The sequence below is a fragment of the Bacillus sp. I-2 genome (assembly GCF_001974945.1).
In the GTDB taxonomy this organism is placed as follows: Bacteria; Bacillota; Bacilli; order Bacillales; family Bacillaceae; genus Bacillus; species Bacillus safensis.
The window spans coordinates 107,338-130,646 of the sequence record NZ_LZRW01000032.1; the positions used below are offsets into that span (position 1 = coordinate 107,338).

Below are 23,309 nucleotides of genomic sequence, written 5' to 3' on the forward strand. Positions count from 1 at the left end.
AGAGAGAGAAAAAGGAGCGAGGAGCATGCCGGAATTACCAGAAGTTGAAACCGTCCGGCGCACACTCAAGCGGTTAGTCGAAGGAAAAACGATTGAAACGGTCGATATCAAATGGCCAAATATCATCAAACGTCCTGGGGAGCCGGAAGAGTTCGCAAGAAGGATGGTAGGAGAAACGATACAAACCATTGAAAGAAGAGGAAAGTTCCTGCTCTTTCATTTAGACCACTACGTGATGGTCTCCCATTTAAGGATGGAAGGAAAATACCGTGTACATGAAGCGCATGAGCCATACGATAAACATGTTCACGTCGTCTTTACGTTTACAGACGGTACTGAGCTTCGGTACCATGATGTACGTAAATTTGGCACGATGCATTTATTTCAGCCGGGTGAAGAAGAAAAGGAACTCCCGCTTTCACAGCTGGGATATGAGCCTTTTGATGATCAATTCACTCCGGAATTTTTATGGGAGCAATTGAAAAAAACATCCCGTGTGGTCAAAACAGCGCTGCTTGATCAAAAGATTGTCGTGGGACTAGGTAATATTTATGTAGATGAGGTTTTGTTTAAAGCGGGCATTCATCCAGAAACAAAAGCGAATCAGCTCAGTCTTGAATCCTGTAAAGTGCTTCACAGGCATATTATCGATACACTTCAAGTGGCGGTAGATGCAGGAGGAAGCACGATTCGCTCATATATCAATTCACAAGGTGATATTGGAACATTTCAGCTGCAGCTTCTTGTGTATGACCGGCGGGGAGAGCCTTGTCAAACATGCGGAAGCATCATTGAGAAAACAGTAGTCGGAGGACGCGGCACTCATTTTTGTGTGACCTGCCAAAAACGTCCTCAATAAAAATCAGCCATCAGCATGCTTCCTTTTTGCTGTGCATACGATAAAAAGCATTCATTTTTCAGCAAGGTGTAGACTGACACACAGCCCACCTGCTCTTCATATAGTGAAGAAGAGTCTAAGGACGCCTAGAGACTCTTGATCATCGTTGCATGAACAGAAAGGAAGAGTTCAGGTATGATTTCGATTTCGCTCCTGTTTTTAGCTATTGCAGTCAGTATTGACAGCTTTTCTGTAGGCTTTACGTATGGACTTCGTAAAATGAAGATTCCATTTAAAGCGATTGTCATTATTGCATGCTGTTCAGGGATTGTGCTGCTCATTTCCATGCTGATTGGCAGCCTGCTGACGACATTCCTCCCTGTCTCAGTGACAGATAAACTTGGTGGAGGCATTTTGATCGCCATTGGACTTTGGGTTCTTTATCAATTTTACAAACCAGCGAAAGAGCGTGATTTGCTTCTTCATGAAAAGACATTGCTTAATGTGGAAGTGCAATCGCTTGGTCTTGTCATTCAAATTTTGCGAAAGCCGACAAGTGCAGATATTGACCGTTCTGGGACGATCAATGGAATAGAAGCGGTGCTTCTTGGGATTGCTTTATCCATTGATGCATTTGGCGCAGGGATTGGCGCTGCGATTCTAGGCTTTTCTCCAATTGTCATGAGTATCACTGTGGCCGTGATGAGCTCACTCTTTGTGTGTATTGGGCTCCGTTCTGGTCATTACTTGGCAAATTGGCGCTGGATCGATAAACTTGCATGCTTACCAGGGCTTCTGCTCATTTTAATTGGGGTGTGGAAGCTGTAAAGGAGGAAATCAATTGACGCTTGTCATTGGATTAACAGGTGGGATTGCTAGTGGAAAAAGCACCGTCTCGCAAATGATAAAAGAGCAAGGTATCCGCGTCGTGGACGCAGATGTCATTGCAAAAGAAGCGGTTGCCAAAGGAACACCAGCCCTTCATCAAATCGTTCAAACCTTTGGCGAGGATGTTCTCCTGCCAAATGGGGAGCTGAACCGGCAGCAGCTTGGAGCCATCATTTTTTCTGACGAAGAGAAAAGAAAGCAGTTGAATGCGATTGTTCATCCTGAAGTGAGAAAAGAAATGCTCAAACAGAGAGATGAAGGGGTTAGTCAGAAGGAAACCTTCGTCGTCCTCGATATCCCGCTTTTATTTGAAAGTCAGCTGGAAAGTCTCGTCGACCGCATCATTGTGGTGTATACAACGCCCGAATTGCAGCTGTCACGGCTCATGAATCGAAATGACCTCAGCGAGGAAGAAGCGCTGAATCGTATTCACTCTCAGCAGCCTCTTGAGGAGAAATGTAAAAAAGCAGACCGCGTGATAGAGAACACACAAGATCTCGCATTTATTAGAAGGCAATTGCAGAACATATTAAATGAATGGGAACATACAGATGAGTAAGAGTACATACACGTACTCTTCTTTTTTATGCTTTATTCTGATTTCCTTTGAAAAGAACAGCCCTTTTTAGAAAATATACGTTTATATACTGGCAATTACATTCTAATGTGATATACTAATTTCATAAATAAATTTATTGAGTATAACACATAATAGAGGAGTGACCTGTTCATGAAGGTAAAAGCAGCGATCAATGGGTTTGGCAGAATTGGACGCATGGTCTTCAGAAAAGCAATGCTTGATGATCAAATTCAAATTGTAGCGGTGAACGCAAGCTATCCTGCCGAAACGCTAGCACATTTAATTAAATATGATACAAATCATGGACGTTACGAATGTGATGTGACAGCAGAAGATGACGCCTTGATTGTGAATGGCAAAAGAGTTCTTTTGCTTAATAATAGAGACCCAAAGCAGCTTCCATGGGGAGAGCTTGGGATTGATATCGTCATTGAAGCAACAGGTAAATTTAATTCAAAAGATCAAGCGATGGGCCATATAGATGCTGGAGCGAAAAAAGTCGTTCTAACAGCTCCAGGTAAAAATGAAGACATTACGATTGTAATGGGTGTCAATGAGGATGATCTTGATCCTGAAAAGCACGTCATTATTTCAAACGCATCTTGTACAACAAACTGTTTAGCACCAGTTGTGAAACTGTTAGATGATGAATTTGGCATCGACAATGGTTTAATGACAACGGTTCATGCTTATACAAATGATCAAAAAAATATCGATAACCCGCATAAGGATCTGCGCCGGGCGAGAGCATGTGCTCAGTCCATTATTCCAACTACGACGGGTGCCGCTAAAGCGCTTTCTTTAGTGCTTCCGCACATGAAAGGAAAATTGCACGGACTTGCACTCCGCGTACCAGTTTCCAATGTGTCGATGGTTGATCTTGTCGTTGACTTGAAAAAAGATGTGACAGCAGAAGAAGTCAATGCAGCCTTCTCGAATGCATCTAAAACATCTCTTGCCGGTATTTTAGATTACACAGATGAGCCGCTTGTCTCTACGGACTTTAACACAAACCCTTATTCAGCAGTCGTTGATGGACTGACAACGATGGTAATGGAAGGGAGAAAAGTGAAAGTTCTTGCATGGTATGACAATGAATGGGGCTATTCATGCCGAGTGGTTGATCTTGTGAAGTTTGTCGGCGCACAGATGAAAGAGCTGTCTGCTGTTTGAAATGAAGAAGACGATCGTCCCTTTTCAAGAAATGAGAGAAAATCCCACTAAAAACACAGCTTGCAAAATGGGTCTAAACAAAGTATACTATTTTTCGTGAACTTCTTGTTCGCAGACTCATTCGGGTATACTTAAAGGGTTAGGACCTCTTAGGACTAACTTTCCCCCGTGGTATATGTCCGGTCCGGCTGCTTAGAACTTCACTCTTTCATTCTTGTTTAAAGGGGGGTCCATGATGGAAACAATCGGACGTCACGTTATCTCCGAGCTATGGGGATGCGACTGTGATAAACTGAACGACATGGATTTTATTGAAAAAACGTTTGTAAATGCAGCTTTGAAATCAGGAGCTGAGGTAAGAGAGGTTGCTTTTCACAAATTTGCACCTCAAGGAGTAAGTGGAGTTGTCATTATTTCTGAATCTCATCTGACAATTCACAGCTTTCCTGAACATGGTTATGCGAGCATAGATGTTTATACTTGCGGCGACCTAGATCCGAATATTGCAGCAGATCATATCGGAGATGAATTAGGTGCTGAAACAAGAGAAAACATCGAAATTCCTCGAGGCATGGGACCTGTACAAGTGAAACAGGCACAAGCCAAAGCACTGTAAACATAAAAAAGATTGCAATGGGAGCTGGCCAAAAGCATTGAATGCCTTTGTGTTATGCTCCTTTTTATATTTATTTAATAAAAAATCCAACATTCCCCAGCTTGCCTATACTTTTGTTCTAGGAAAACAAAGGTTTTTTTTATAAAATAAAGAAAGAGGCATTATGGCAAAGGGGATACGTGTATGACTTTAAGGCAAAAGTTTAAACGGTTCATGTCAAACCATACAGAAACATCTGACGAGCATCCAGTGTTAGAACTGAAAAGCCATTACTACAAATCGACGAATGCACAAGTTTTTCAAGCGTTGGAAGCTATGCTTTCCCGAAGCGATTCCTATCAAGTGACATCTGTTTCAGCAGAACGAGGTGAAATCAGCGCAAACATACGATTGCCGAAAAAAGCCTTTCTCGTGGCGACTGTCATTTCAATTCGTCCTTTTGAAACAGCTGTCGATTTTAATGTAACAACAGAAACGGCCCTGCCAACAGATTTTGGCTATAGTCAAAAGACCGTTCTGTCCCTTTATGATGAACTAGACAAACAACTTCCAAGAATAGATCGGAGCTGATGAAATGAAATGTCCCACATGTCAGCACCTTGGCACAAGGGTGCTTGATTCAAGACCAGTAGATGAAGGGAAATCCATCCGTCGTAGAAGAGAGTGCGAAAGCTGCCAATATCGCTTTACGACGTTTGAAAAATTAGAAGAATTACCGCTGATTGTGGTGAAAAAAGAAGGGATTCGAGAAGAATTCAGCCGCGAAAAAATGCTGAGAGGACTCATCAAAGCGTGTGAAAAGCGTCCTGTCGCTTTAAAGCAGCTGGAGGATGTCTGCTTTAATATTGAAAAAGAACTGCGCAATCAAGGCATGTCAGAAGTGAAAAGCGAGCTTGTAGGTGAAATGGTCATGGACGAGCTGGCGAAAATTGATGAAGTGTCTTACGTCAGGTTTGCCTCGGTTTACCGGCAGTTTAAAGACATCAATGTCTTTATTGATGAATTAAAAGATCTATTAAAGAAAGAACGCTAAAAAGAGCTGGAGATTCTTCATGCTCTTTTTCCTGCGTAAAGCGTAAAACGCAAAAAGAGTGTACAATGGAAACAATCGCAATTCATGGGGAGGATCAGCATATGACAGAGCATTGGAAGGAAGTGCTAGCCGTCGATCCGTATGTCGTCAAAAGCGCTTCATTGCTCGGTGACATCGATAGACAGCTCATCACTCTTTTATATCAGCCGCTTATTGGCATGTCCGCTTTCAGCTTATACATGACGCTGTGGGGAGAGCTGGAACAAAATCGTATGTGGGGGAAACCTGCACCTCATCGGCAGCTCATGGTCATGCTGCAAACGAATTTAAATGATATTTTTGAGGAACGTTTAAAGCTTGAAGCGATCGGCTTACTCCGCACATATGAACAGGAAACGGAAGAAGGCAGACTGTTTACATATGAGCTTGTACCACCGCTAAGACCAGATGAATTTTTCCAAGATGGTATGCTGAATGTTCTGCTGTACCATCGTGTAGAGAAAGCAAAATATATGCAGCTTCGCGATTATTTCTCTTATCCGGGTGTTCCTGCAGAAGCAAAGAACATTTCACGTTCGTTTGAAGAAGTCTTTCACGTATTGCAGCCAGGCGAGCGCAAGATGACAGAAGAAATTCATCAGGCGTCATCGCTTGATCAAGGCTATGAATATGTGACCGTTGGATCGAGTCAGCCGGCACCGCTCTCGGACGAATCCTTTGATTTCGATCTATTATTAGCGGGTATGTCTGACATGATGATTCCAAGAAAGGCTTTGACAAAGCAGGTAAAAGAAACAATTAAGAAGTTAGCTGTTGTATACGGCATCACCCCGCTTCAAATGCAAAATATTGTAGCAGGTGCATGCGGTTCGGATCAAATGATCTCAACAGAAGAGCTGAGAAAAGCAGCAAGAGACTGGTACCAAATTGAATACAGAGGCGAACAGCCAAAACTGATTGATCAAAAACAGCCAAGACACTTGCGCCAAGATGCTTCAAAGACGCCAGCGGCAGATACTCCAGATGCAAAATTGATTGAAAAGCTGGATCATATTTCGCCTAGGGAGCTGCTAAAAGACATGGCAGATGGCATTGAGCCAACGTATGCCGACTTAAGAATTGTTGAAGATATCATGCTCGAGCAGCAGCTAGAGCCAGGTGTCATGAATGTTCTCATCTACTATACATTACTCAAAACAGATATGAAGCTGTCAAAAACATATATGCAAAAAATCGCCGCTCATTGGGTGAGAAAGAAAATCAAAACCGTAGCAGCGGCCATGAAAATTGCCAAAGAAGAAAACAGACAAATGACAGAGTGGGCACAGCAGAAAAAGCAGCGCAGCACATATGGTTCAGGAAAAGTCGTCAGGGAAGAGAAGCTGCCTGACTGGATGAAAGAAACCGAAACAAAAGAACAGCCGGCAAAAGAGCAAACATACAATCTGTCTACAGAAGACCTTGAACGAGAAAAAGAAAAACTGTTAGATCAGTTTAAAAATATGAAAAAGTACAATGCACATTAAGGTGAGGTGAGATGGGATGAAACCGATCGGTCGTTCATTTGAACAGCTAAAAGGACGAGTAGATTTTCGCGTGAGATACAATCAGATTAAAGAAAGTGTGTTATCTGATAAAGATGTGAAGGCCTTTTTACAGAAGCATCAAGAAGAGATACATGAAGACATGATCAATCGCAGTTTGAACCGGCTCTTTGAATATGTGCAGCAGTCGAAGGGCTGCTCTTACTGCTTAGATGACGAAAACGTCAATGCCATTTTAGATGGGTATCACCCGAAGCTTGTGATCAAAGGTCAGAGTATTGATATTGAATATTCCCCTTGCCCAGTCAAGCTCCGGCTCGATAGACAGAAAAAACAACAAGAGCTGATGAAAAGCATGTATATTCCGCAAAATGTCCTTCAAGCGACGTTCGCTGATCTGAACGTTGTGGGAAGACAAGAGGTTATTCAAAAAATAGGTCAATTCCTCCAAAGCTATGATGAGACTGGAAAAGGAAAAGGCTTGTATTTACACGGAAAGTTTGGAGTAGGAAAAACGTATATACTAGCAGCTATTGCGCAGCAGCTAGCGGAGAAAGAATACCCATCTCTCCTTGTTTACGTGCCTGAATTTGTGAGAGAGTTAAAAAATTCATTAGCTGATCATACGCTAGAAGAAAAGCTGAATATGGTTAAATCCACTCCTATTTTAATGCTTGATGATATTGGGGCAGAATCGATGACAAGCTGGGTACGGGATGAACTGCTCGGTACGATCTTACAATACCGTATGGCAGAGCAGCTGCCGACATTTTTCTCTTCTAATTTCTCACCAAACGAGCTGAAGCATCACTTTACGTACTCACAGCGGGGGGAAAAAGAAGAGGTCAAAGCCGCTCGTTTAATGGAACGGATTCTCTATTTAGCAGAGCCTGTCTTGCTCGAAGGAGAAAACCGCCGTCATTTATAAAAGCGTATGTCACCTGAAGGAGGAGCAAATGAAATGAACAAAAGAAAATGGCTGCTTTTTCTTGGGATTGGCATTCTTGCTGCTGCGCTGTGGTGGCTGAATAAACAGCATCTTCAGCTGGCGCCGAAAGATGTGAAGAATTGGGTGCTTCAATTTGGGATGCTGGCTCCTTTTGTTTTTCTTTTCCTATCTCTTTTCCGTCCGTTTGTTCTCGTTCCGATTACGGTCTTTTCTTTGGCGGCAGGTTTGGCATTCGGCAGTGTCCTTGGGACGATTTATGCCCTCATTGGAGCGACAGCCGGGGCAACAGGCTCTTTCATGATTGCTTCAACCTTTCGTGCAAAAAAGAAGGAAACGGAATCAAACAGCCGGAAGCTGAAAGCGGTGACGTCCCGCATACAGGAGCATGGATTTCTTTATATTTTGTTATTGCGTATTGCACCGATTCACTTTGATTTTGTCAGCTATGCGGCAGCTGCTTCACGTGCAAATTATCGTGCATTTGTGGCAGCCACCTTTTTAGGCTTAATACCGGGTACAATTGCGTTAAATGTTCTCGGCTCAAGCTTTGTCAGCGGCAATTATGCTGCCTTAGCGGTTGTTTGTTTAATTTATTTGATCTTTATCTCTGTTCCACTCATTTTAAAAAGAAAGATGCCTGATTTATTTTAGGCGTCTATTTTTTATGTTCCCCCCATATATATGTAACAGATGTCGTTAGGGGGGACAAACATGCTTGAAATAATCTTTGAAGATGAATATGATACCGCCGCTTTTTTACATCTTGCTGAACACTTGGACAGTCGGCATCACATGTCAATTCAACAAGGGAAAGACCGGCTTCTCATAGAGGCGAAGGAATCCGAAGAAGCACTTGAGCACATTGTGCGGCCATTATTGGTTCACTTTTTTTTGGAATGCAAAGAAAATGAGCGCATGCGCAGCATCCTTGAAAACACCTATTTGTTTAAAGATCCCGAAGAGCAGCACCAAATTCTTTCCATCGCACACAGTATCATGAATGGGGACTTAGATGATATTCCCGGCATTCAGCAAGACCCGTCAAGAGAAGCCCTTTTAAAAAAGGAGCTTGAGGCGATTTCTTTACAGCAAGGTGTTTTTTCAATTGGTTCATTTATGACATTTAGGCTGTCAGAGTATGACCGAAGGCTGAAGAACTATGTTGAAGTGTCCATTGAAGAATACAAAATGGAGCAGGAGTATCAAAATTTCATTCAATCGCTTCGAGACTATGTGATGGCAAGAGAGCCTAGGCTCGAAAAAGTACATGTTGTGCATCAGGACCGCCTGGTGATTTGGGAATTTCGCTACGCTTCTGACCGTGATCAAAAACAATACATAGACAGACAGTTTGTAAGAGAGCATCCAATGTATATTGATTCGCAGCTGATTGCACCGCTTGTTTCCATTGCACCGCAAAAAATTGACCTATTTACAAATGATACAGGTCACTCGATGGTGCAAACCATTCAAAATATTTTTCAAGAAAGAGTTGAGGTGTTCCCGTCTCATTCATTCCAAGAGCAGAATGTTCAATTTGTACATGCTCATTTCAACAAGAAAAGTGAAAAGCTTTCTTGATTTTCACGAAAAAACGTTTTATAATACGGTGTAACTTCATACAGAGACCGTATTGATAAGGACATGAACAAATGAACACCCGCTTAAAGAGAGGGAAGCCGCGGCTGAAAGCTTCCTAGCAGAGGACCATTTGCTTTACCACCTTTGAACATCAGCTGTGAACTTTTTAGTAATGGCTGACGGGAATTCCCGTTATCGAAACACAAGCCGTATTTGCTTATGAAAAAGCAAGCTGCAAGTACGGGAAAAAGGGTGGAACCACGATTCCGTTTATTCAACCTCGTCCCTTTCCAGGGGGCGGGGTTTTTATATTGCCAAAAAAAGGAGTGACCAGAGATGTCAGAACAAATTCAACTTACATTTCCAGATGGAGCAGTCAAGGAGTTTGACAAAACAGCTACAACAGAAGACATCGCGGCATCAATTAGCCCGGGCCTAAAGAAAAAAGCACTTGCCGGTAAATTGAACGGTAAAGAAATAGATCTGCGTACGCCGCTATTAGAAAGTGGAACAATCGAGATCATCACAGATAAAAGTGAAGAAGCACTCGATATTATGCGCCACAGCACAGCACATTTGCTAGCGCAGGCGATCAAACGCCTGTATGGAAAAGAGCATCACGTTCAGTTTGGCGTAGGTCCTGTCATCGAAAATGGTTTCTACTACGATGTGGACATTGATGTTGCCATCACACCTGAAGACTTACCAAAGATTGAAAAAGAAATGAAGAAAATCATTAACAGCAATCTGCCAATTGAGCGAATTGAAGTATCAAGAGAAGAAGCGAAAAAACGCTTTGAAGCGATTGGTGATGAATTGAAGCTTGAACTGTTAGAGGCGATTCCAGAAGGTGAAGCTGTGACGATTTATGAGCAGGGTGAATTCTTTGACCTCTGCCGCGGGATTCACTTGCCGTCTACAGGGAAAATCAAAGAATTTAAACTGTTAAGCCTTGCCGGTGCATACTGGAGAGGTGACAGTAACAACCAAATGCTTCAGCGTATTTACGGAACAGCTTTCTTCAGCAAAGAAGATTTAAATGAGCACTTACGTCTGCTGGAAGAAGCGAAAGAACGCGATCACCGTAAGCTTGGAAAAGAGCTGAAACTGTTTGCGAATTCCCAAAAGGTTGGTCAAGGTCTTCCGCTTTGGCTGCCAAAAGGCGCTACAATCCGCCGCGTCATTGAGCGTTACATTGTCGATAAAGAAGTGCGTCTTGGCTATGAACATGTGTACACACCAGTTCTTGCGAGTGTTGAATTGTATAAAACATCAGGACACTGGGCGCATTATCAAGAAGACATGTTCCCAGTAATGGAAATGGACAACGAAGATCTTGTTCTTCGTCCGATGAACTGTCCGCATCATATGATGATTTACAAAAACGAGCCGCACAGCTATCGCGAATTGCCAATTCGTATTGCAGAGCTTGGTACAATGCACCGCTATGAAATGTCAGGTGCTTTATCCGGCCTTCAGCGTGTTCGCGGTATGACATTAAACGATGCACACATCTTTGTTCGTCCAGATCAAATCAAAGACGAGTTCATCCGTACAGTTCGCTTAATTGAAGAAGTGTATCAAGACTTTGGCTTGAATGACTACACATTCCGCTTATCTTATCGTGATCCAGAAGATACTGAGAAGTATTTCGATGACGATGCGATGTGGAATAAAGCACAATCGATGCTGAAGGATGCAATGGACGAGCTTGGTCACGACTACTATGAAGCAGAAGGCGAAGCGGCATTTTATGGGCCGAAGCTTGATGTACAAGTGAAGACAGCTCTTGGAAAAGAAGAGACATTATCCACTGTACAGCTTGATTTCTTACTTCCAGAACGCTTTGATCTCACATATATCGGAGAAGATGGAAAGCACCATCGTCCAGTCGTCATTCATAGAGGCGTTGTTTCTACAATGGAACGCTTTGTTGCCTTCTTAATTGAAGAGTACAAAGGAGCCCTTCCAACATGGCTGGCACCTGTACAATTCCAAGTCATCCCAGTTTCACCGTCTGTTCATTTAGACTATGCGAAAAAAGTACAAGAACGTTTGCAGCTTGAAGGTCTTCGTGTAGAGCTTGACAGCCGCGATGAAAAAATTGGGTACAAAATTAGAGAAGCGCAAATGCAAAAGATTCCGTACATGCTTGTCGTCGGAGATCAAGAAGCAGAAAATGGCGCTGTCAATGTAAGAAAATACGGGGAACAAGATTCAGAAACAATGGATCTTGAAGCCTTTGTGAAACATGCAGTAGCAGAAGCAAAGAAATAATAAGCAAAGCCAGTGATTCTCTTTAGGTCACTGGCTTTTTCTTTTTGGAGAACACCTCCACTAGTGATCCAATTCCTAAAAAGAGACGTTTAGATAGTACAAAAGTAAGGGTAAGTATGTACTATTGGTTCGAGACAAATTGGGGGAATGAAAGCGATGATGCAAACAACAAACAATTTATCGTCACATGTATTGAAGCAATCAGCTGTTCTTCGTGCATTAGAGCACTCGCTGGCAATGATTGAATTTAATGTGACAGGTGAAGTTCTATGGGTGAACGATATTTTTGCAAAAGCCATGGGATATTCTAAAGAAGAGATGATCGGTCTTAAACATAGACAGTTCTGTCCTCCGCATATTACCGAACACACGAGCTATCACATGTTTTGGAAGCGTTTGAGAGAAGGTCAAGTCTTTCAGGAAAAAGTGCAGCGGATCACAAAAAACGGCAGCACCTTATGGCTTGAAGCGACATATTCACCTGTTCAAGATGAAGAAGGAACTGTAGTGGGTGTTGTGAAAGTGGCAACAGATATTACGGAGAGAGAACATACAATGAAGCAAGTCGTAGAAGACTTAAAGGAGATGTCTGCAAAATTAATGGAACGAGCAGAAGTTGGCATTCAGCATAGTCAAAGTGTCAATGCCTCCTTTGATCATATAGCAAACGAAACCGATCAAAATATGAGCTTGCTAAAAGGATTAACCGAGCAGGTAGAGTCCATCAGCTCCATTGCTGCAAGCATTAACAGCATTTCTTCACAAACCCAGCTGCTCGCCTTAAATGCGGCAATAGAAGCGGCACATGCGGGTTCCTATGGAAATGGCTTTAGTGTAGTGGCAGCAGAAATTCGAAAGCTAGCGACAAATTCAAAAGAAGCGATCGTCAAGGTAGATCAATATGTGAAGGCGATCCATGCAGAAGTAGAGAAAGTCAGCAGCGGAACAAGCCGGGCAAAGACAACCGTGTTTACTAACCGGGATCTTGTAAAGCAGGCAAGTGAGGAATTCATTATTGTAGGAGAAGCAGCACGCGGCTTAGACCGGCAAGCGCAAAGTCTAGCGGCAATCATTTAGCTCTAAGAATACAAAAACACCCAATCTCGTCAGGAGAAGGGTGTTTTTTGTTCTATTTTAATATATCAAACAATTCATGTAAGTCTTTGATTTCGTAATCAGGCATCACATCTGTTTCATTTTTCTTGTCATGGCGATTGATCCAAACCGTTTGGATACCAACGCGAGATGCGCCGAGAATATCTGTTTTTGGATTATCTCCAACCATGATCACTTCGTCTTTTGTTAAGTTTAACAGCTCAAGGCAATGCTCAAAGATACCAGGATCGGGTTTGCCTTTTCCATAATCTCCTGAAATCACAATTTCGTTAAAATAAGGGGCAAGCTCAGGAACACCTGCCAGTTTTTCCTTTTGAAGGCTAGGATCTCCGTTTGTTAAAAGGAGCAATTCGTAGCTGCCTTTCAGGCGGTTTAAAACAGGGTATGTTTCTTCATAGACATATGGGCGTTTTCTGCGTTCTGCTGCAAAGAAATCAGCCAAATATTGTCCAAATGCCTCATCGTCAATTCCCGCTGTCTTTAAGCCGTTGGTCCAAGCGTTTTTACGATACTCTGGTGCAATGGCGTTCAGCTTCTGAAAGCCTTCGCTAATCGGTTCACTAAAATTGGACCATAGTCCTTCGAAAGGATTAATGCCGATCATGACAGTATAATCATATGTTTCATAGGAAGAGTACAGCTTTCTAGCTTCTTCACGTACAATCTGTTCAAACGATTCTGGATCAAGTCCATATTTCTTTTCCGCTTCCCGGCAAGTTTCCTGAAAAGTTGTGTGAATGCTTTTTTCGTCCCAAAGCAAAGTATCATCTAAATCGAAAAATACGGCTTTCATGATCTTCTCCCTTGTTATGTATGTGTTACCTTCAATTGCAAGTGTCAGGCTCATGTTCATTTTACAATAGAAGAAGGGGGCGATAAAGAAAAGATTTGAGAGATCTTTGATCATTGACCGCACATGATAGAATAGAAAGACAGTAGATATGACATACATCATTCGAGGTGGCTGGTTTGCTTCATTTAATTATTATGATGATTGAGCGTGTGGGGATCATCGTTATTTTAGGATTTGTGCTTGCTCATGTGAAGGGCTTTCGCAATCTATTGCTACATAATCAAGGGTTTCGGAAAAAGGCAATCCTTGTCTTCATTTTTGCTTCTTTTAGTATTATCAGCAATTACACAGGAATTGAAATCCAACAGCAAATTGTCATGAATCATGAGTTTTCTTATCATCTTGGCTCGTCAAGCTCTATCGCCAATACGAGAATTATGGGGATCGAAATAGGTGGTTTGATCGGGGGGCCGTTTGTAGGGATTGGCGCAGGGCTTTTAGCTGGAATTCATCGCTATTCCCTAGGAGGAAGCACGGCGCTCAGCTGTGCGATTTCTTCCATTTTAGCGGGTGTCATTGCAGGCTATGTCGGCAGCAGATTTAAGCGGAGGAATCGAATGGTCACACCTCGCCAAGCAGCTCTTTTTGGTGTGGCGATGGAATCATTACAGATGATCATTATCCTTCTGTTTGCAAAGCCATTTGCGGATGCATGGGGGCTTGTCAGTATCATCGCTTTGCCGATGATCTTTGTGAATGGAATCGGCAGCTTTATCTTTTTATCTATTTTACAGTCAGTCATTCGGCAAGAAGAGCAGGCAAAAGCGATGCAGACACATCGTGTATTTTCGATCGCCGATCAAACACTGCCTTTTTTCCGCCAAGGGTTAAATGAACAGTCATGTAAAAGTGTGGCGGAGATCATTCATCGGTTGACTGAAACAGATGCGGTCTCCTTAACAGACACAGAAAAGATTTTAGCGCATGTCGGAGATGGAACAGATCATCATATTCCATCTAAAAGCCTAATTACAGGGCTGTCGAAACAAGTATTGATGAGCGGCAAGATTATGAAGGCACATTCGAAGGACGAAATCAATTGTTCAGTCGCCCATTGCCCTCTTGAAGCCGCAATCGTGCTGCCGCTCACTTCTAACGGCCAAACGATTGGAACGTTAAAAATGTATTTCAATTCTCCGGTCGGATTAAGCAGGGTGGAAGAGGAGCTTGCAGAAGGTTTGGCGATGCTGTTTTCCACACAGCTTGAGCTTGGGGAGGCGGAAACGCAAAGCCGCCTGCTAAAAGATGCAGAGATCAAAGCACTTCAAGCACAAGTGAACCCGCACTTTTTATTTAACGCCATTAATACCATCTCTGTTTTATGCAGAACCAATGTGGAGATGGCAAGGAAGCTGCTGCTGCAGCTAAGTATTTATTTTCGTTCAAATATGCAAGGTGCCCGCCAGCTGCTGATTCCAATGCATAAAGAAATTCAGCATGTGGAGGCATATTTATCACTTGAACAAGCAAGGTTTCCAAATAAGTACCATGTGACCTTTCAAATTGAAAAGGAGCTGGAGCAGGTGATGATTCCGCCCTTTGTGCTTCAGGTGCTTGTTGAAAATGCAGTGAGACATGCTTTTCCTAAACATCAAACGAATTGTGAAGTCATCGTATCCGCTTTGATGAAAGATGGGCATGTTTATATGAAAGTGACAGATAATGGACAGGGGATTGAAGATGATAAGATGGCTCAGCTATTAAAAGCGCCTGTCGAATCACTAGAAGGAACTGGGACAGCCCTTTTTAATTTAGATCAGCGGTTAAGAGGAATTTTTGGCAGACAAGCCGCTTTATCCATTCATAGTGACCAAGGCACTGACATCTCATTTCGCATTCCGATGGACTATGTAAAAAAGGATGATTCTCATTGATGAAGGTATTAATCGTAGATGATGAAGTGTTAGCAAGAGATGAATTAAAATACTTATTACGAAGAACGAAAGAGGATGTTCAAATAGAGGAAGCAGAAAATATAGAATCTGCTTTTGACCGGATGGTCGACCATAAGCCGGATCTGCTCTTTTTAGACATTGATTTATCTGGTGAGAACGGATTTGATATTGCCAAAAGGCTCAACCGGATGTCTGATCCGCCAGCGGTTGTATTTGCGACAGCCTTTGATCAATATGCGCTGAAGGCGTTTGAGGTAAGTGCGCTTGATTACTTAACAAAACCAATTGATGAAGAGCGGCTGCTCCAGACCATCCAGAAGTTTAAAAAATGGAAATCTGTTGAGACGCAAGAGCACCAGCTGTCAGATGAGAAAGCGCCCCACCAGCAAAAATTAGCGATCTCAGTCGATGACTCAATTGTGATCCTGCAAATTGAAGAGATCATGTATGTAGGACTCAGCGAGGGGAAAAAGGTCGTGAAAACAAAGCATCATATGTATGAGGTCTCAGAACCGCTTGTGGTCATTGAAAAGAAACTTCCTGAGGCTTACTTTATGAGGGTCCATCGCAGCTATATCGTGAATACCTCTCATATGAAAGAAGTACAGCCGTGGTTTAATTCGACGTATAATCTGCATATGACAGACGGGTCCATCATTCCTGTCAGCCGTACATATGCGAAAGAATTAAAGAAGTCGCTCCTGCTAGAGTAGGAGGGCTTTTTTTGTTTGTATTTCAATACTCGTTTTTTGCATTTCAGTCATTGAATCCAGCGAGTTTCATTGTAAACGCTTCATTTGTTTATTTCATGGCTTATACTGATGGCAGTCGAAGAAAGAGGTGAAGGGGCATGAGTGCCACGAAAGTATATGGGTTTCTATCTCAAGCATTTATTTTTGCAACCGTAATGTTCGTTTCTAATCTCATTTCAATGTATTTACCGATTCCGATGCCCGCATCCGTCATTGGTTTGGTTCTATTATTTGTTTTGTTAACAACGAAAATCGTCAAACTAGAGCAGGTGGAGCAATTAGGTACATCATTGACAGGACTCATTAGCTTTCTGTTTGTTCCCTCTGGGATATCAGTTATTCAATCATTAGGTGTCATGCAAGAAGTGGGTGTGCAAGTCGTCGGTGTCATTATCATTGCAACCATTATGCTACTTGCAGCGACAGGGCTGTTTTCGCAGCTTCTCATGCAATTATCAGAAAGACCGCAGAAACGTAAAGAGACAAAGGAGAGTCAATCTGCTCCTTCTCATTCAAATAAACCAGCTTCAAGTACGCATTAAAGGAGAGATGCAAAATGGGTACAAGTACGATGAGCCCTTATTTTGGCATTGTTGTCTCATTGGTCGCTTTTGGAATAGGGACATTCTTATTTAAAAAATCAAAAGGCTTCTTCTTGTTCACCCCGCTGTTTGTGGCGATGGTACTAGGCATTTTATTTTTGAAAGTTGGCGGTTTTTCCTACGCAGATTATAATGAGGGCGGCAAGATTATCAAATTTTTCTTAGAGCCTGCCACGATTGCTTTCGCTATCCCGCTTTATAAGCAGAGAGCTTTGCTTAAAAAATATTGGTGGCAAATTTTATCTGCTATTTTTGTAGGTTCACTTTGTTCTATTACGATCGTATATCTCGTAGCAAAAGGAATTCATTTAGATGCGGCTGTGATGAAAAGCATGCTTCCACAAGCAGCGACAACAGCGATTGCTCTTCCAATTGCAAAGGATATTGGCGGAATCGCAGATATCACAGCCTTTGCGGTCATATTTAATGCTGTCATTGTCTATGCACTAGGTGCTTTCTTCTTAAAATTGTTTCGCATTAAAAACCCAGTGGCAAAAGGTCTTGCACTTGGTACATCAGGACATGCGCTTGGGGTTTCTGTTGGAATTGAGATGGGAGAAGTAGAAGCAGCGATGGCAAGTATCGCCGTTGTAGTCGTAGGAGTTGTGACCGTTATCGTCATCCCAATCTTTATGCAGTTGATTCTTTGATGGCGTCATGGTGTGAAAAAGTCTTGCCCAATTCGTCTCATCATGTTAAACTGAAAAAGTTGTTTCAAGAGTTCGGTTACTTGACGGACAAATGAAAATTGTGTAGAATAGTTAACGAATTGAATAGATATCACAAGCAGAAGCACCCGCTTCTCACCTGATTGACACATGTTTGTAGTTGACAGGTTGACCGTACATTTATTTTTTCATGCAAATGTTCGCAGTGTGGGTGTTTTATATGCCCACACTTTTTGTTTGCCTGTAAAACATACAACGAAATGGTCAAAATGAATTGTGAACTCAATTCAAAATCTCATGGAGGTGGCTCACTATTAGCAAAGATCAATTAGTTAATGAAGGTATTCGTGCGCGTGAAGTTCGTTTGATCGGACAAAATGGCGATCAGCTTGGGATTAAAACCCGCCAGGAAGCTCTGGAAATTGCTGCTAAAGCTAATCTTGACCTTGTGTTAGTTGCTGCAAATGCAAAACCACCTGTTTGCCGAATCATGGACTATGGTAAGTTCCGATTCGAACAGCAGAAGAAGGAAAAAGAGGCACGTAAGAATCAAAAAATCATTAGCTTAAAAGAAGTTCGGTTGAGCCCGACAATCGATGAACATGATTTTAACACGAAGCTCCGTAATGCAATCAAATTCCTTGAAAAGGGAGATAAAGTGAAAGCTTCTATCCGCTTTAAAGGCCGTGCGATTACGCATAAAGAAATCGGACAGCGCGTGTTAGACCGTTTCTCTGAAGCTTGCGCTGAAGTAGCAACAGTAGAAACAAAACCTAAGATGGACGGACGCAGCATGTTCCTCATGCTTGCACCAAAAGTCGAAAAGTAAAGTAACAGAGGGAGGAAACATCCAATGCCAAAAATGAAAACTCACCGCGGATCTGCTAAACGTTTCAAAAAAACAGGTTCTGGTAAACTTAAACGTTCTCATGCGTACACAAGTCACTTGTTCGCTAACAAATCTACAAAGCAAAAACGTAAATTGCGTAAGAGCGCAATCGTAAGTGCTGGAGATTTCAAACGTATCAAACAACAACTTGCAAACATCAAGTAATTTGGAATAGGAATCATAGGAGGGAATTACAATGCCAAGAGTAAAAGGCGGAACTGTGTCGCGTCAGCGTCGTAAAAAGGTTCTTAAATTAGCAAAAGGTTATTTCGGTTCAAAACATAGATTATACAAAGTAGCAAACCAACAGGTGATGAAATCTGGAAACTACGCTTTCCGTGACCGTCGTCAGAAAAAACGTGACTTCCGTAAACTATGGATCACTCGTATCAACGCTGCAGCTCGTATGAACGGTCTTTCTTACAGCCGTTTAATGCATGGCTTAAAGCTTTCTGGTATCGAAGTAAACCGCAAAATGCTTGCTGACCTTGCTGTGAATGACCTAAATGCATTCAATCAGCTTGCTGATGCTGCAAAAGCACAACTAGACAAGTAAGTTTTATAAAAGATCATTCCTTCGAGGGGTGATCTTTTTTTCTCATCATGTGAGGTGAAATGAATGAATATGGCTTTGATCCTGCTGCTTATTTTGGTGAATGGCTACGGCTTTTTTCTCATGGGTGAAGACAAACGCCGGGCCAAAGCACATAAATGGAGAATTTCAGAGGCACATTTATGGAGTGCTGCGGTTCTTTTTGGCGCTGCCGGATCGTATCTAGGAATGCAGTATTTCCGGCATAAAACAAAGCATCCCGCCTTTCAAATCGGCATGCCTTTATTAATTATTTTGCAGTTGATCCTATTGGGATATATCCAAGTTATTTGAAAAAGGAGCAGACGCCATTAAGACGGCGTGTCTGCTCCTTTTTTTTGTTTGATTTTTTTGATGGGCTGATCCCAATCAATTTTTGTTTGAGGATAACGCTCGATAATGTTTTCCTCCAGTTTTTCAAAGTCTTCTAATGTAAATTCACTCAGCTTCTCAGGTGACTCCGTCCAAACGTAAATGGAGTGGACAAACAGAGGATGATCCTTAGAAGGAACATGCTTCTCCCCTTCAAACAAGACACCTTTATAGACGAAATTAAAATTTTTGCGCGCATTTTGCTGTTCGTCCATAAAATAAAAGCCTTCTTTTAATTGTGCTTGTTTCAGCTTTCTTCTCGGATTTGAGAAGAATTTTACCGCCATGTAGAAGATGTAGACAAGCAGTGCAACAAGAGCTAGTCTCATGAGGATTACAAACATGACAGGATGCACCTCCAATACCGTTATCTGATGTACTACGAATGAAAACGCCAAAAGGTTTCAACTTTTTTTAAAAAAATATTTCGTAAAACGAAAAAATATTCATAAAAAGATCGTATTGAACGAAAGAGGTTTTGTATAATAAGAATGCACCATGAAGATAAAGGAGGATAAATGGAATGACAAAGCTCGATCAAACATTAACTATGCTGAAAGACCTAACGGATGCAAAAGGGATTCCAGGAAATGAACGTGATGTCAAAAAAGTCATGCAGACATACATAGAATCATATGCAGATGAAGTCTCTACAGACCGCCTTGGCAGCTTGATCGCTAAAAAGGAAGGAAATGCTAACGGACCTAAAATTATGCTCGCAGGTCACTTAGATGAAGTAGGATTCATGGTGACAAAAATTGATGACAAAGGCTACATTCGTTTTCAAACAGTCGGCGGCTGGTGGTCACAGGTCATGCTCGCCCAGCGTGTCACCATTGTGACGAAAAAGGGAGAGATCACAGGGGTAATTGGTTCAAAGCCACCACACGTCTTGTCACCTGAAGCTCGTAAAAAGTCAATTGAGATTACGGATATGTTTATTGATATTGGGGCGTCAAGCAAAGAACAGGCAATGGAGTGGGGCGTGCTGCCTGGAGATCAAATCGTTCCTTACTTTGAATTTACAGTCATGAATGATGAAAAAATGCTCCTTGCAAAAGCATGGGACAACCGCATTGGCTGTGCAGTCGCCATTGATGTCATGAAAAATTTGCATAATGCTCAGCATGAGAATATTGCTTACAGCGTCGCAACTGTCCAAGAGGAAGTAGGCCTGCGCGGAGCCAAAACAGCAGCGGCTACAATTCAGCCCGATATTGGATTTGCCATTGATGTAGGTGTAGCAGGAGATACACCAGGCATCACTGAGAAAGAAGCAACTAGCAAACTTGGCAAAGGCCCAACGATTGTTGTATTTGATGCTTCAATGGTCTCTCATAAAGGACTTCGTGATTTTGTTGTCCAAACAGCTGATGAGCTGAACATTCCTTATCAATATGACTCAATGCCTGGCGGCGGGACAGATGCTGGCGGTATTCATTTAACAGGTCATGGAGTTCCATCACTATCTATCGGGATTCCGAGCAGATATATTCATACCCATGCCGCAATGATTCACCGAGATGATTATGAAAATGCAGTGAAGCTTTTAACAGAAGTGATCAAAAGACTTGATCAAAAAACCGTTGAACAGATTACGTACGGTTCTTAAGTAAGAAAGCCTTTCCTCAGTACAGGGGAAAGGCTTTTTTTAATGAATTTCCCAGGAAATGAACGGTGTTTTCAAGGTGAGTCAAAAGAACTATTTTTGGTAAAAGGAGAGTGTATTTCCTAGTGAATAAGGCACATGTGATCGAGCGTTTATTTTTGTAAGATGAAAGCAATAAAAAGGACAGAGCCATAGAATGCCCTGTCAAAAGAGAGTTTATGGAAGTAGGTGAAGCTACCTTAAGAATAAACATATTATTCTTATTTGTCAACTTGGTTTTAAAAGAAAGAAAAATCAATCAATTTATGTTATATTTGTAACAAATTGTTTATACAAAGGGGATGGTTAAATGAATGCGGTTACAATTGTAATAGGATCTATGTGTATTTTAGCGATTGCCTATCGTCTTTATGGCACATTTATGATGGTCAAGGTATTAAAGGTCACAGATGATCATCCTACACCGGCTCACACGCTAGAGGACGGGAAAGATTATGTGCCGACAAATAAATGGGTTACATTTGGGCATCACTTTGCTGCGATTGCAGCTGCTGGTCCGTTAGTGGGTCCGATTTTAGCCGCTCAATTTGGATATTTACCTGGTCTCCTTTGGCTTTTAATTGGTGCAGTCATAGGCGGAGCTGTACATGATCTAGTCGTCTTATTTGCGTCGATGCGAAAAAAGGGGAAATCATTATCAGAGGTAGCGAAGGAAGAGCTGGGACCTGTTGCTGGTTTTTGTACAGGGCTTGCGATGCTGTTTATTATTACCATCACAATGGCAGGTTTGTCTATGGTTGTGCTTCATGCTTTAGAACGTAACCCTTGGGGGACATTTGCAGTTGGAATCACGATTCCGATTGCAATGGGGGTTGGTCTGTATTATAAAAAAACAGGCAATTTAAAGCTGGCGACATCTGCAGGATTTATTTTGCTGATGTTCGGTGTATTCCTTGGGCCAAATATTCAAGGAACGGCACTAGGTGATTTTTTAACACTTGATACAAAAACGCTTGCTCTTGCCCTGCCGATCTATGCCTTTTTTGCTGCGGCTCTGCCAGTTTGGCTGCTGCTTGCACCGAGGGACTATTTAAGTAGTTTTATGAAAATTGGTGTATTCATTGCGCTGATTGCTGGAATCTTTGTCGTGAATCCGTCCATTCAATTCCCGGCGTTTACAGAGTTTGTGAATGGAGGAGGACCTGTATTAGCTGGTCCTGTCTGGCCATTTATTTCGATTACCATTGCTTGCGGTGCGATCTCTGGTTTCCACGCATTTGTTGGTTCTGGGACAACGCCTAAGATGCTGGACCGCTGGAGTGATATGAAGCCTGTTGCGTTTGGCGCAATGCTTGTGGAATGCTTAGTTGGGATTATGGCTTTAATTGCGGCTACGGCCCTGCATCCAGGAGATTATTTTGCGATAAACAGTACACCAGAAGTGTTCCGAACACTCGGTATGAGTGTCGAAAACCTTCCACAGCTGAGTAAGGAAATCGGCCTTGACTTAGAAGGAAGAACGGGTGGTGCCGTGACATTGGCGGTAGGGATGGCGTATATCTTTACGGGGATTCCGTTCTTTAGTCATTTGGCTTCTTACTTCTTCCAGTTCGTCATTATGTTTGAGGCTGTCTTTATTTTAACTGCTATTGATGCGGGGACACGTGTGGCACGCTACTTGATTCAAGACTTCTTAGGTGAAGCATATAAACCGCTTAAACGAACTGACTGGGTACCTGGTTCGGTGTTTGCAAGTGCGCTTGCTTGTTTTATGTGGGGATACTTACTTTATTCAGGAGACATCGGGTCTATTTGGGCGCTGTTTGGGGTTTCAAATCAGTTAATGGCCTCGGTTGGTTTAATCATTGGGGCAACCGTTGTATTAAAAATTGCAGATAAAAGGCGATATATGCTGACTTGTTTAATTCCGCTTGCTTACTTATATGTGACGGTGAATTATGCAGGCTATTGGATGGTAGCGAATGTATATCTCAATCCTGAAGCATCCGGTTACAGCGTGCTGAATGCGGTGCTTTCGATCATTATGCTGATCTTAGGATTTGTGATTATTGTGTTTGCGATGAAAAAATGGGTTGAAATCTGGCGTGATCCAGCGCTTCGAATGGAAACGCCTATCACTGGCTAAATGAAAAAGGCCGGCTTGCTTTTATAAGCAAACCGGCTTCTTTTATTGCTGCTGCTGAGGCTTTAAGCCTTGTTCTAATGTTTCAAGGATCTCATTTTTCTCGTTTTCTGATGCTTCTTGCCATAGCACTTCGAACAACACGCCAAGGCCTGGCAACATTTTTTCCTCGCCACTTTGAATAGCATCTAAAATCGTATGCTCAAGCTGTTCTTGATTATGGCCAGTAATGTTTTGAATGACTGCGCCTCTTAAATTAAAATCCATTGCCCACACTCCTTTTTTGATGGTAATAGCCCTATTCTGTCTCAAAGACAGGTTTATTATGTAGTGTGCATG

At 42.2% G+C, this 23,309-nt stretch carries 26 protein-coding genes and 2 other annotated features; of the genes, 23 read left to right on the forward strand and 3 right to left on the reverse strand.

The features are described 5' to 3' along the window. Positions 1 to 25: 25 nt before the first annotated feature. From mutM to BAE31_RS09590, 13 genes are all read left to right on the forward strand, one after another. Positions 26 to 859: a DNA-formamidopyrimidine glycosylase gene (mutM, locus tag BAE31_RS09530; RefSeq protein ID WP_076840307.1), complete on the forward strand. Its 834-nt coding sequence runs from the start codon at positions 26 to 28 to the stop codon at positions 857 to 859. A gap of 174 nt (positions 860 to 1,033) precedes the next feature. Continuing rightward, positions 1,034 to 1,666, forward strand: a complete 633-nt coding sequence (gene ytaF, locus BAE31_RS09535) for a sporulation membrane protein YtaF (RefSeq protein ID WP_034279660.1) — start codon at positions 1,034 to 1,036, stop codon at positions 1,664 to 1,666. A gap of 13 nt (positions 1,667 to 1,679) precedes the next feature. Continuing rightward, on the forward strand, positions 1,680 to 2,285 hold the full coding sequence (gene coaE / locus BAE31_RS09540; RefSeq protein WP_041107206.1) for a dephospho-CoA kinase: 606 nt from the start codon (positions 1,680 to 1,682) through the stop codon (positions 2,283 to 2,285). 171 nt (positions 2,286 to 2,456) lie between these two features. After that, complete coding sequence (locus BAE31_RS09545) at positions 2,457 to 3,479, forward strand: glyceraldehyde-3-phosphate dehydrogenase (protein WP_024425707.1); 1,023 nt, start codon at positions 2,457 to 2,459, stop codon at positions 3,477 to 3,479. Between the two features lie 235 nt (positions 3,480 to 3,714). Further along, positions 3,715 to 4,095, forward strand: a complete 381-nt coding sequence (gene speD, locus BAE31_RS09550) for an adenosylmethionine decarboxylase (RefSeq protein ID WP_003216492.1) — start codon at positions 3,715 to 3,717, stop codon at positions 4,093 to 4,095. 183 nt (positions 4,096 to 4,278) lie between these two features. Beyond that, positions 4,279 to 4,665 (forward strand): cytosolic protein, encoded by a 387-nt coding sequence (locus BAE31_RS09555; protein ID WP_076840308.1) that lies wholly within the window; start codon positions 4,279 to 4,281, stop codon positions 4,663 to 4,665. Between the two features lie 4 nt (positions 4,666 to 4,669). Continuing rightward, the gene (gene nrdR / locus BAE31_RS09560) at positions 4,670 to 5,128 is read left to right on the forward strand and encodes a transcriptional regulator NrdR (RefSeq protein WP_003216720.1); all 459 of its coding nucleotides are present in this window, start codon (positions 4,670 to 4,672) and stop codon (positions 5,126 to 5,128) included. A 101-nt stretch (positions 5,129 to 5,229) separates the two neighbouring features. Beyond that, entirely contained in the window at positions 5,230 to 6,654 is a 1,425-nt protein-coding gene (gene dnaB, locus BAE31_RS09565) for a replicative helicase loading/DNA remodeling protein DnaB (protein WP_076840454.1), read from the forward strand. A gap of 16 nt (positions 6,655 to 6,670) precedes the next feature. Then, positions 6,671 to 7,600, forward strand: coding sequence for a primosomal protein DnaI (gene dnaI, locus BAE31_RS09570; RefSeq protein WP_076840309.1), 930 nt, complete (start codon positions 6,671 to 6,673; stop codon positions 7,598 to 7,600). Positions 7,601 to 7,633: 33 nt separating this feature from the next. Then, positions 7,634 to 8,272, forward strand: a complete 639-nt coding sequence (locus tag BAE31_RS09575) for a TVP38/TMEM64 family protein (RefSeq protein ID WP_076840455.1) — start codon at positions 7,634 to 7,636, stop codon at positions 8,270 to 8,272. 60 nt (positions 8,273 to 8,332) lie between these two features. After that, on the forward strand, positions 8,333 to 9,202 hold the full coding sequence (gene ytxC / locus BAE31_RS09580) for a putative sporulation protein YtxC (protein WP_041107203.1): 870 nt from the start codon (positions 8,333 to 8,335) through the stop codon (positions 9,200 to 9,202). A 43-nt stretch (positions 9,203 to 9,245) separates the two neighbouring features. Next, positions 9,246 to 9,493, forward strand: a binding site (T-box leader). A gap of 45 nt (positions 9,494 to 9,538) precedes the next feature. Then, positions 9,539 to 11,479, forward strand: a complete 1,941-nt coding sequence (thrS, locus tag BAE31_RS09585) for a threonine--tRNA ligase (protein WP_024426134.1) — start codon at positions 9,539 to 9,541, stop codon at positions 11,477 to 11,479. Positions 11,480 to 11,635: 156 nt separating this feature from the next. Then, a complete protein-coding gene (locus BAE31_RS09590; protein WP_076840310.1) occupies positions 11,636 to 12,556 on the forward strand; it encodes a methyl-accepting chemotaxis protein in 921 nt (306 codons plus the stop codon). A gap of 52 nt (positions 12,557 to 12,608) precedes the next feature. Here the strand turns inward: BAE31_RS09590 and BAE31_RS09595 are convergent, their stop codons facing one another. Further along, positions 12,609 to 13,388, reverse strand: coding sequence for an HAD family hydrolase (locus BAE31_RS09595; RefSeq protein WP_076840311.1), 780 nt, complete (start codon positions 13,386 to 13,388; stop codon positions 12,609 to 12,611). A gap of 176 nt (positions 13,389 to 13,564) precedes the next feature. Here BAE31_RS09595 and BAE31_RS09600 point away from each other — a divergent pair, with 176 nt between their 5' ends. The 8 genes from BAE31_RS09600 (at position 13,565) to BAE31_RS09635 (ending at position 19,140) form a co-directional block, all read left to right on the forward strand. Beyond that, complete coding sequence (locus BAE31_RS09600) at positions 13,565 to 15,322, forward strand: sensor histidine kinase (RefSeq protein ID WP_076840312.1); 1,758 nt, start codon at positions 13,565 to 13,567, stop codon at positions 15,320 to 15,322. Beyond that, on the forward strand, positions 15,319 to 16,056 hold the full coding sequence (locus BAE31_RS09605) for a LytR/AlgR family response regulator transcription factor (protein ID WP_076840313.1): 738 nt from the start codon (positions 15,319 to 15,321) through the stop codon (positions 16,054 to 16,056). Before BAE31_RS09600 ends, BAE31_RS09605 begins: the two co-directional genes overlap by 4 nt. 137 nt (positions 16,057 to 16,193) lie before the next feature. After that, positions 16,194 to 16,637 carry an antiholin-like murein hydrolase modulator LrgA gene (gene lrgA, locus BAE31_RS09610; RefSeq protein WP_041107196.1) on the forward strand — a complete coding sequence of 148 codons (444 nt, stop codon included), beginning with the start codon at positions 16,194 to 16,196 and terminating at the stop codon, positions 16,635 to 16,637. 14 nt (positions 16,638 to 16,651) lie between these two features. Further along, on the forward strand, positions 16,652 to 17,347 hold the full coding sequence (gene lrgB, locus BAE31_RS09615; RefSeq protein ID WP_024425719.1) for an antiholin-like protein LrgB: 696 nt from the start codon (positions 16,652 to 16,654) through the stop codon (positions 17,345 to 17,347). A gap of 128 nt (positions 17,348 to 17,475) precedes the next feature. Continuing rightward, positions 17,476 to 17,607: a sequence feature (ribosomal protein L20 leader region), on the forward strand. Positions 17,608 to 17,678: 71 nt separating this feature from the next. Further along, positions 17,679 to 18,194 (forward strand): translation initiation factor IF-3, encoded by a 516-nt coding sequence (infC, locus tag BAE31_RS09620; RefSeq protein WP_024425720.1) that lies wholly within the window; start codon positions 17,679 to 17,681, stop codon positions 18,192 to 18,194. A gap of 24 nt (positions 18,195 to 18,218) precedes the next feature. Then, the gene (rpmI, locus tag BAE31_RS09625) at positions 18,219 to 18,419 is read left to right on the forward strand and encodes a 50S ribosomal protein L35 (protein ID WP_003216324.1); all 201 of its coding nucleotides are present in this window, start codon (positions 18,219 to 18,221) and stop codon (positions 18,417 to 18,419) included. Positions 18,420 to 18,450: 31 nt separating this feature from the next. Beyond that, positions 18,451 to 18,810, forward strand: coding sequence for a 50S ribosomal protein L20 (gene rplT / locus BAE31_RS09630; protein WP_007501659.1), 360 nt, complete (start codon positions 18,451 to 18,453; stop codon positions 18,808 to 18,810). 63 nt (positions 18,811 to 18,873) lie between these two features. After that, a complete protein-coding gene (locus BAE31_RS09635) occupies positions 18,874 to 19,140 on the forward strand; it encodes a DUF1294 domain-containing protein (protein WP_034279690.1) in 267 nt (88 codons plus the stop codon). Between the two features lie 17 nt (positions 19,141 to 19,157). Here the strand turns inward: BAE31_RS09635 and BAE31_RS09640 are convergent, their stop codons facing one another. After that, positions 19,158 to 19,562, reverse strand: coding sequence for a hypothetical protein (locus BAE31_RS09640; RefSeq protein WP_024426127.1), 405 nt, complete (start codon positions 19,560 to 19,562; stop codon positions 19,158 to 19,160). 179 nt (positions 19,563 to 19,741) lie between these two features. Here BAE31_RS09640 and BAE31_RS09645 point away from each other — a divergent pair, with 179 nt between their 5' ends. Beyond that, a complete protein-coding gene (locus BAE31_RS09645; protein ID WP_024425723.1) occupies positions 19,742 to 20,830 on the forward strand; it encodes a M42 family metallopeptidase in 1,089 nt (362 codons plus the stop codon). 346 nt (positions 20,831 to 21,176) lie between these two features. Continuing rightward, positions 21,177 to 22,973: a carbon starvation protein CstA gene (cstA, locus tag BAE31_RS09650; RefSeq protein WP_041086552.1), complete on the forward strand. Its 1,797-nt coding sequence runs from the start codon at positions 21,177 to 21,179 to the stop codon at positions 22,971 to 22,973. 42 nt (positions 22,974 to 23,015) lie between these two features. Here the strand turns inward: cstA and sspI are convergent, their stop codons facing one another. Beyond that, on the reverse strand, positions 23,016 to 23,237 hold the full coding sequence (gene sspI, locus BAE31_RS09655; RefSeq protein WP_024425725.1) for a small acid-soluble spore protein SspI: 222 nt from the start codon (positions 23,235 to 23,237) through the stop codon (positions 23,016 to 23,018). Positions 23,238 to 23,309 lie beyond the last annotated feature (72 nt).

What these genes read in the sequence shown, in the direction of transcription:
- speD (WP_003216492.1), top strand. Translation starts at nt 3,715, where the DNA reads ATGGAAACAATCGGACGTCACGTTATCTCCGAGCTATGGGGATGCGAC.
- ytaF (WP_034279660.1), top strand. Translation starts at nt 1,034, where the DNA reads ATGATTTCGATTTCGCTCCTGTTTTTAGCTATTGCAGTCAGTATTGAC.
- nrdR (WP_003216720.1), top strand. Translation starts at nt 4,670, where the DNA reads ATGAAATGTCCCACATGTCAGCACCTTGGCACAAGGGTGCTTGATTCA.
- ytxC (WP_041107203.1), top strand. Translation starts at nt 8,333, where the DNA reads ATGCTTGAAATAATCTTTGAAGATGAATATGATACCGCCGCTTTTTTA.
- BAE31_RS09640 (WP_024426127.1), bottom strand. Translation starts at nt 19,562, where the DNA reads ATGTTTGTAATCCTCATGAGACTAGCTCTTGTTGCACTGCTTGTCTAC.
- BAE31_RS09590 (WP_076840310.1), top strand. Translation starts at nt 11,636, where the DNA reads ATGATGCAAACAACAAACAATTTATCGTCACATGTATTGAAGCAATCA.
- thrS (WP_024426134.1), top strand. Translation starts at nt 9,539, where the DNA reads ATGTCAGAACAAATTCAACTTACATTTCCAGATGGAGCAGTCAAGGAG.
- BAE31_RS09595 (WP_076840311.1), bottom strand. Translation starts at nt 13,388, where the DNA reads ATGAAAGCCGTATTTTTCGATTTAGATGATACTTTGCTTTGGGACGAA.
- BAE31_RS09645 (WP_024425723.1), top strand. Translation starts at nt 19,742, where the DNA reads ATGACAAAGCTCGATCAAACATTAACTATGCTGAAAGACCTAACGGAT.
- sspI (WP_024425725.1), bottom strand. Translation starts at nt 23,237, where the DNA reads ATGGATTTTAATTTAAGAGGCGCAGTCATTCAAAACATTACTGGCCAT.
- BAE31_RS09575 (WP_076840455.1), top strand. Translation starts at nt 7,634, where the DNA reads ATGAACAAAAGAAAATGGCTGCTTTTTCTTGGGATTGGCATTCTTGCT.
- BAE31_RS09545 (WP_024425707.1), top strand. Translation starts at nt 2,457, where the DNA reads ATGAAGGTAAAAGCAGCGATCAATGGGTTTGGCAGAATTGGACGCATG.
- lrgB (WP_024425719.1), top strand. Translation starts at nt 16,652, where the DNA reads ATGGGTACAAGTACGATGAGCCCTTATTTTGGCATTGTTGTCTCATTG.
- mutM (WP_076840307.1), top strand. Translation starts at nt 26, where the DNA reads ATGCCGGAATTACCAGAAGTTGAAACCGTCCGGCGCACACTCAAGCGG.
- rpmI (WP_003216324.1), top strand. Translation starts at nt 18,219, where the DNA reads ATGCCAAAAATGAAAACTCACCGCGGATCTGCTAAACGTTTCAAAAAA.
- BAE31_RS09635 (WP_034279690.1), top strand. Translation starts at nt 18,874, where the DNA reads ATGAATATGGCTTTGATCCTGCTGCTTATTTTGGTGAATGGCTACGGC.
- dnaB (WP_076840454.1), top strand. Translation starts at nt 5,230, where the DNA reads ATGACAGAGCATTGGAAGGAAGTGCTAGCCGTCGATCCGTATGTCGTC.
- BAE31_RS09555 (WP_076840308.1), top strand. Translation starts at nt 4,279, where the DNA reads ATGACTTTAAGGCAAAAGTTTAAACGGTTCATGTCAAACCATACAGAA.
- lrgA (WP_041107196.1), top strand. Translation starts at nt 16,194, where the DNA reads ATGAGTGCCACGAAAGTATATGGGTTTCTATCTCAAGCATTTATTTTT.
- rplT (WP_007501659.1), top strand. Translation starts at nt 18,451, where the DNA reads ATGCCAAGAGTAAAAGGCGGAACTGTGTCGCGTCAGCGTCGTAAAAAG.
- cstA (WP_041086552.1), top strand. Translation starts at nt 21,177, where the DNA reads ATGAATGCGGTTACAATTGTAATAGGATCTATGTGTATTTTAGCGATT.
- dnaI (WP_076840309.1), top strand. Translation starts at nt 6,671, where the DNA reads ATGAAACCGATCGGTCGTTCATTTGAACAGCTAAAAGGACGAGTAGAT.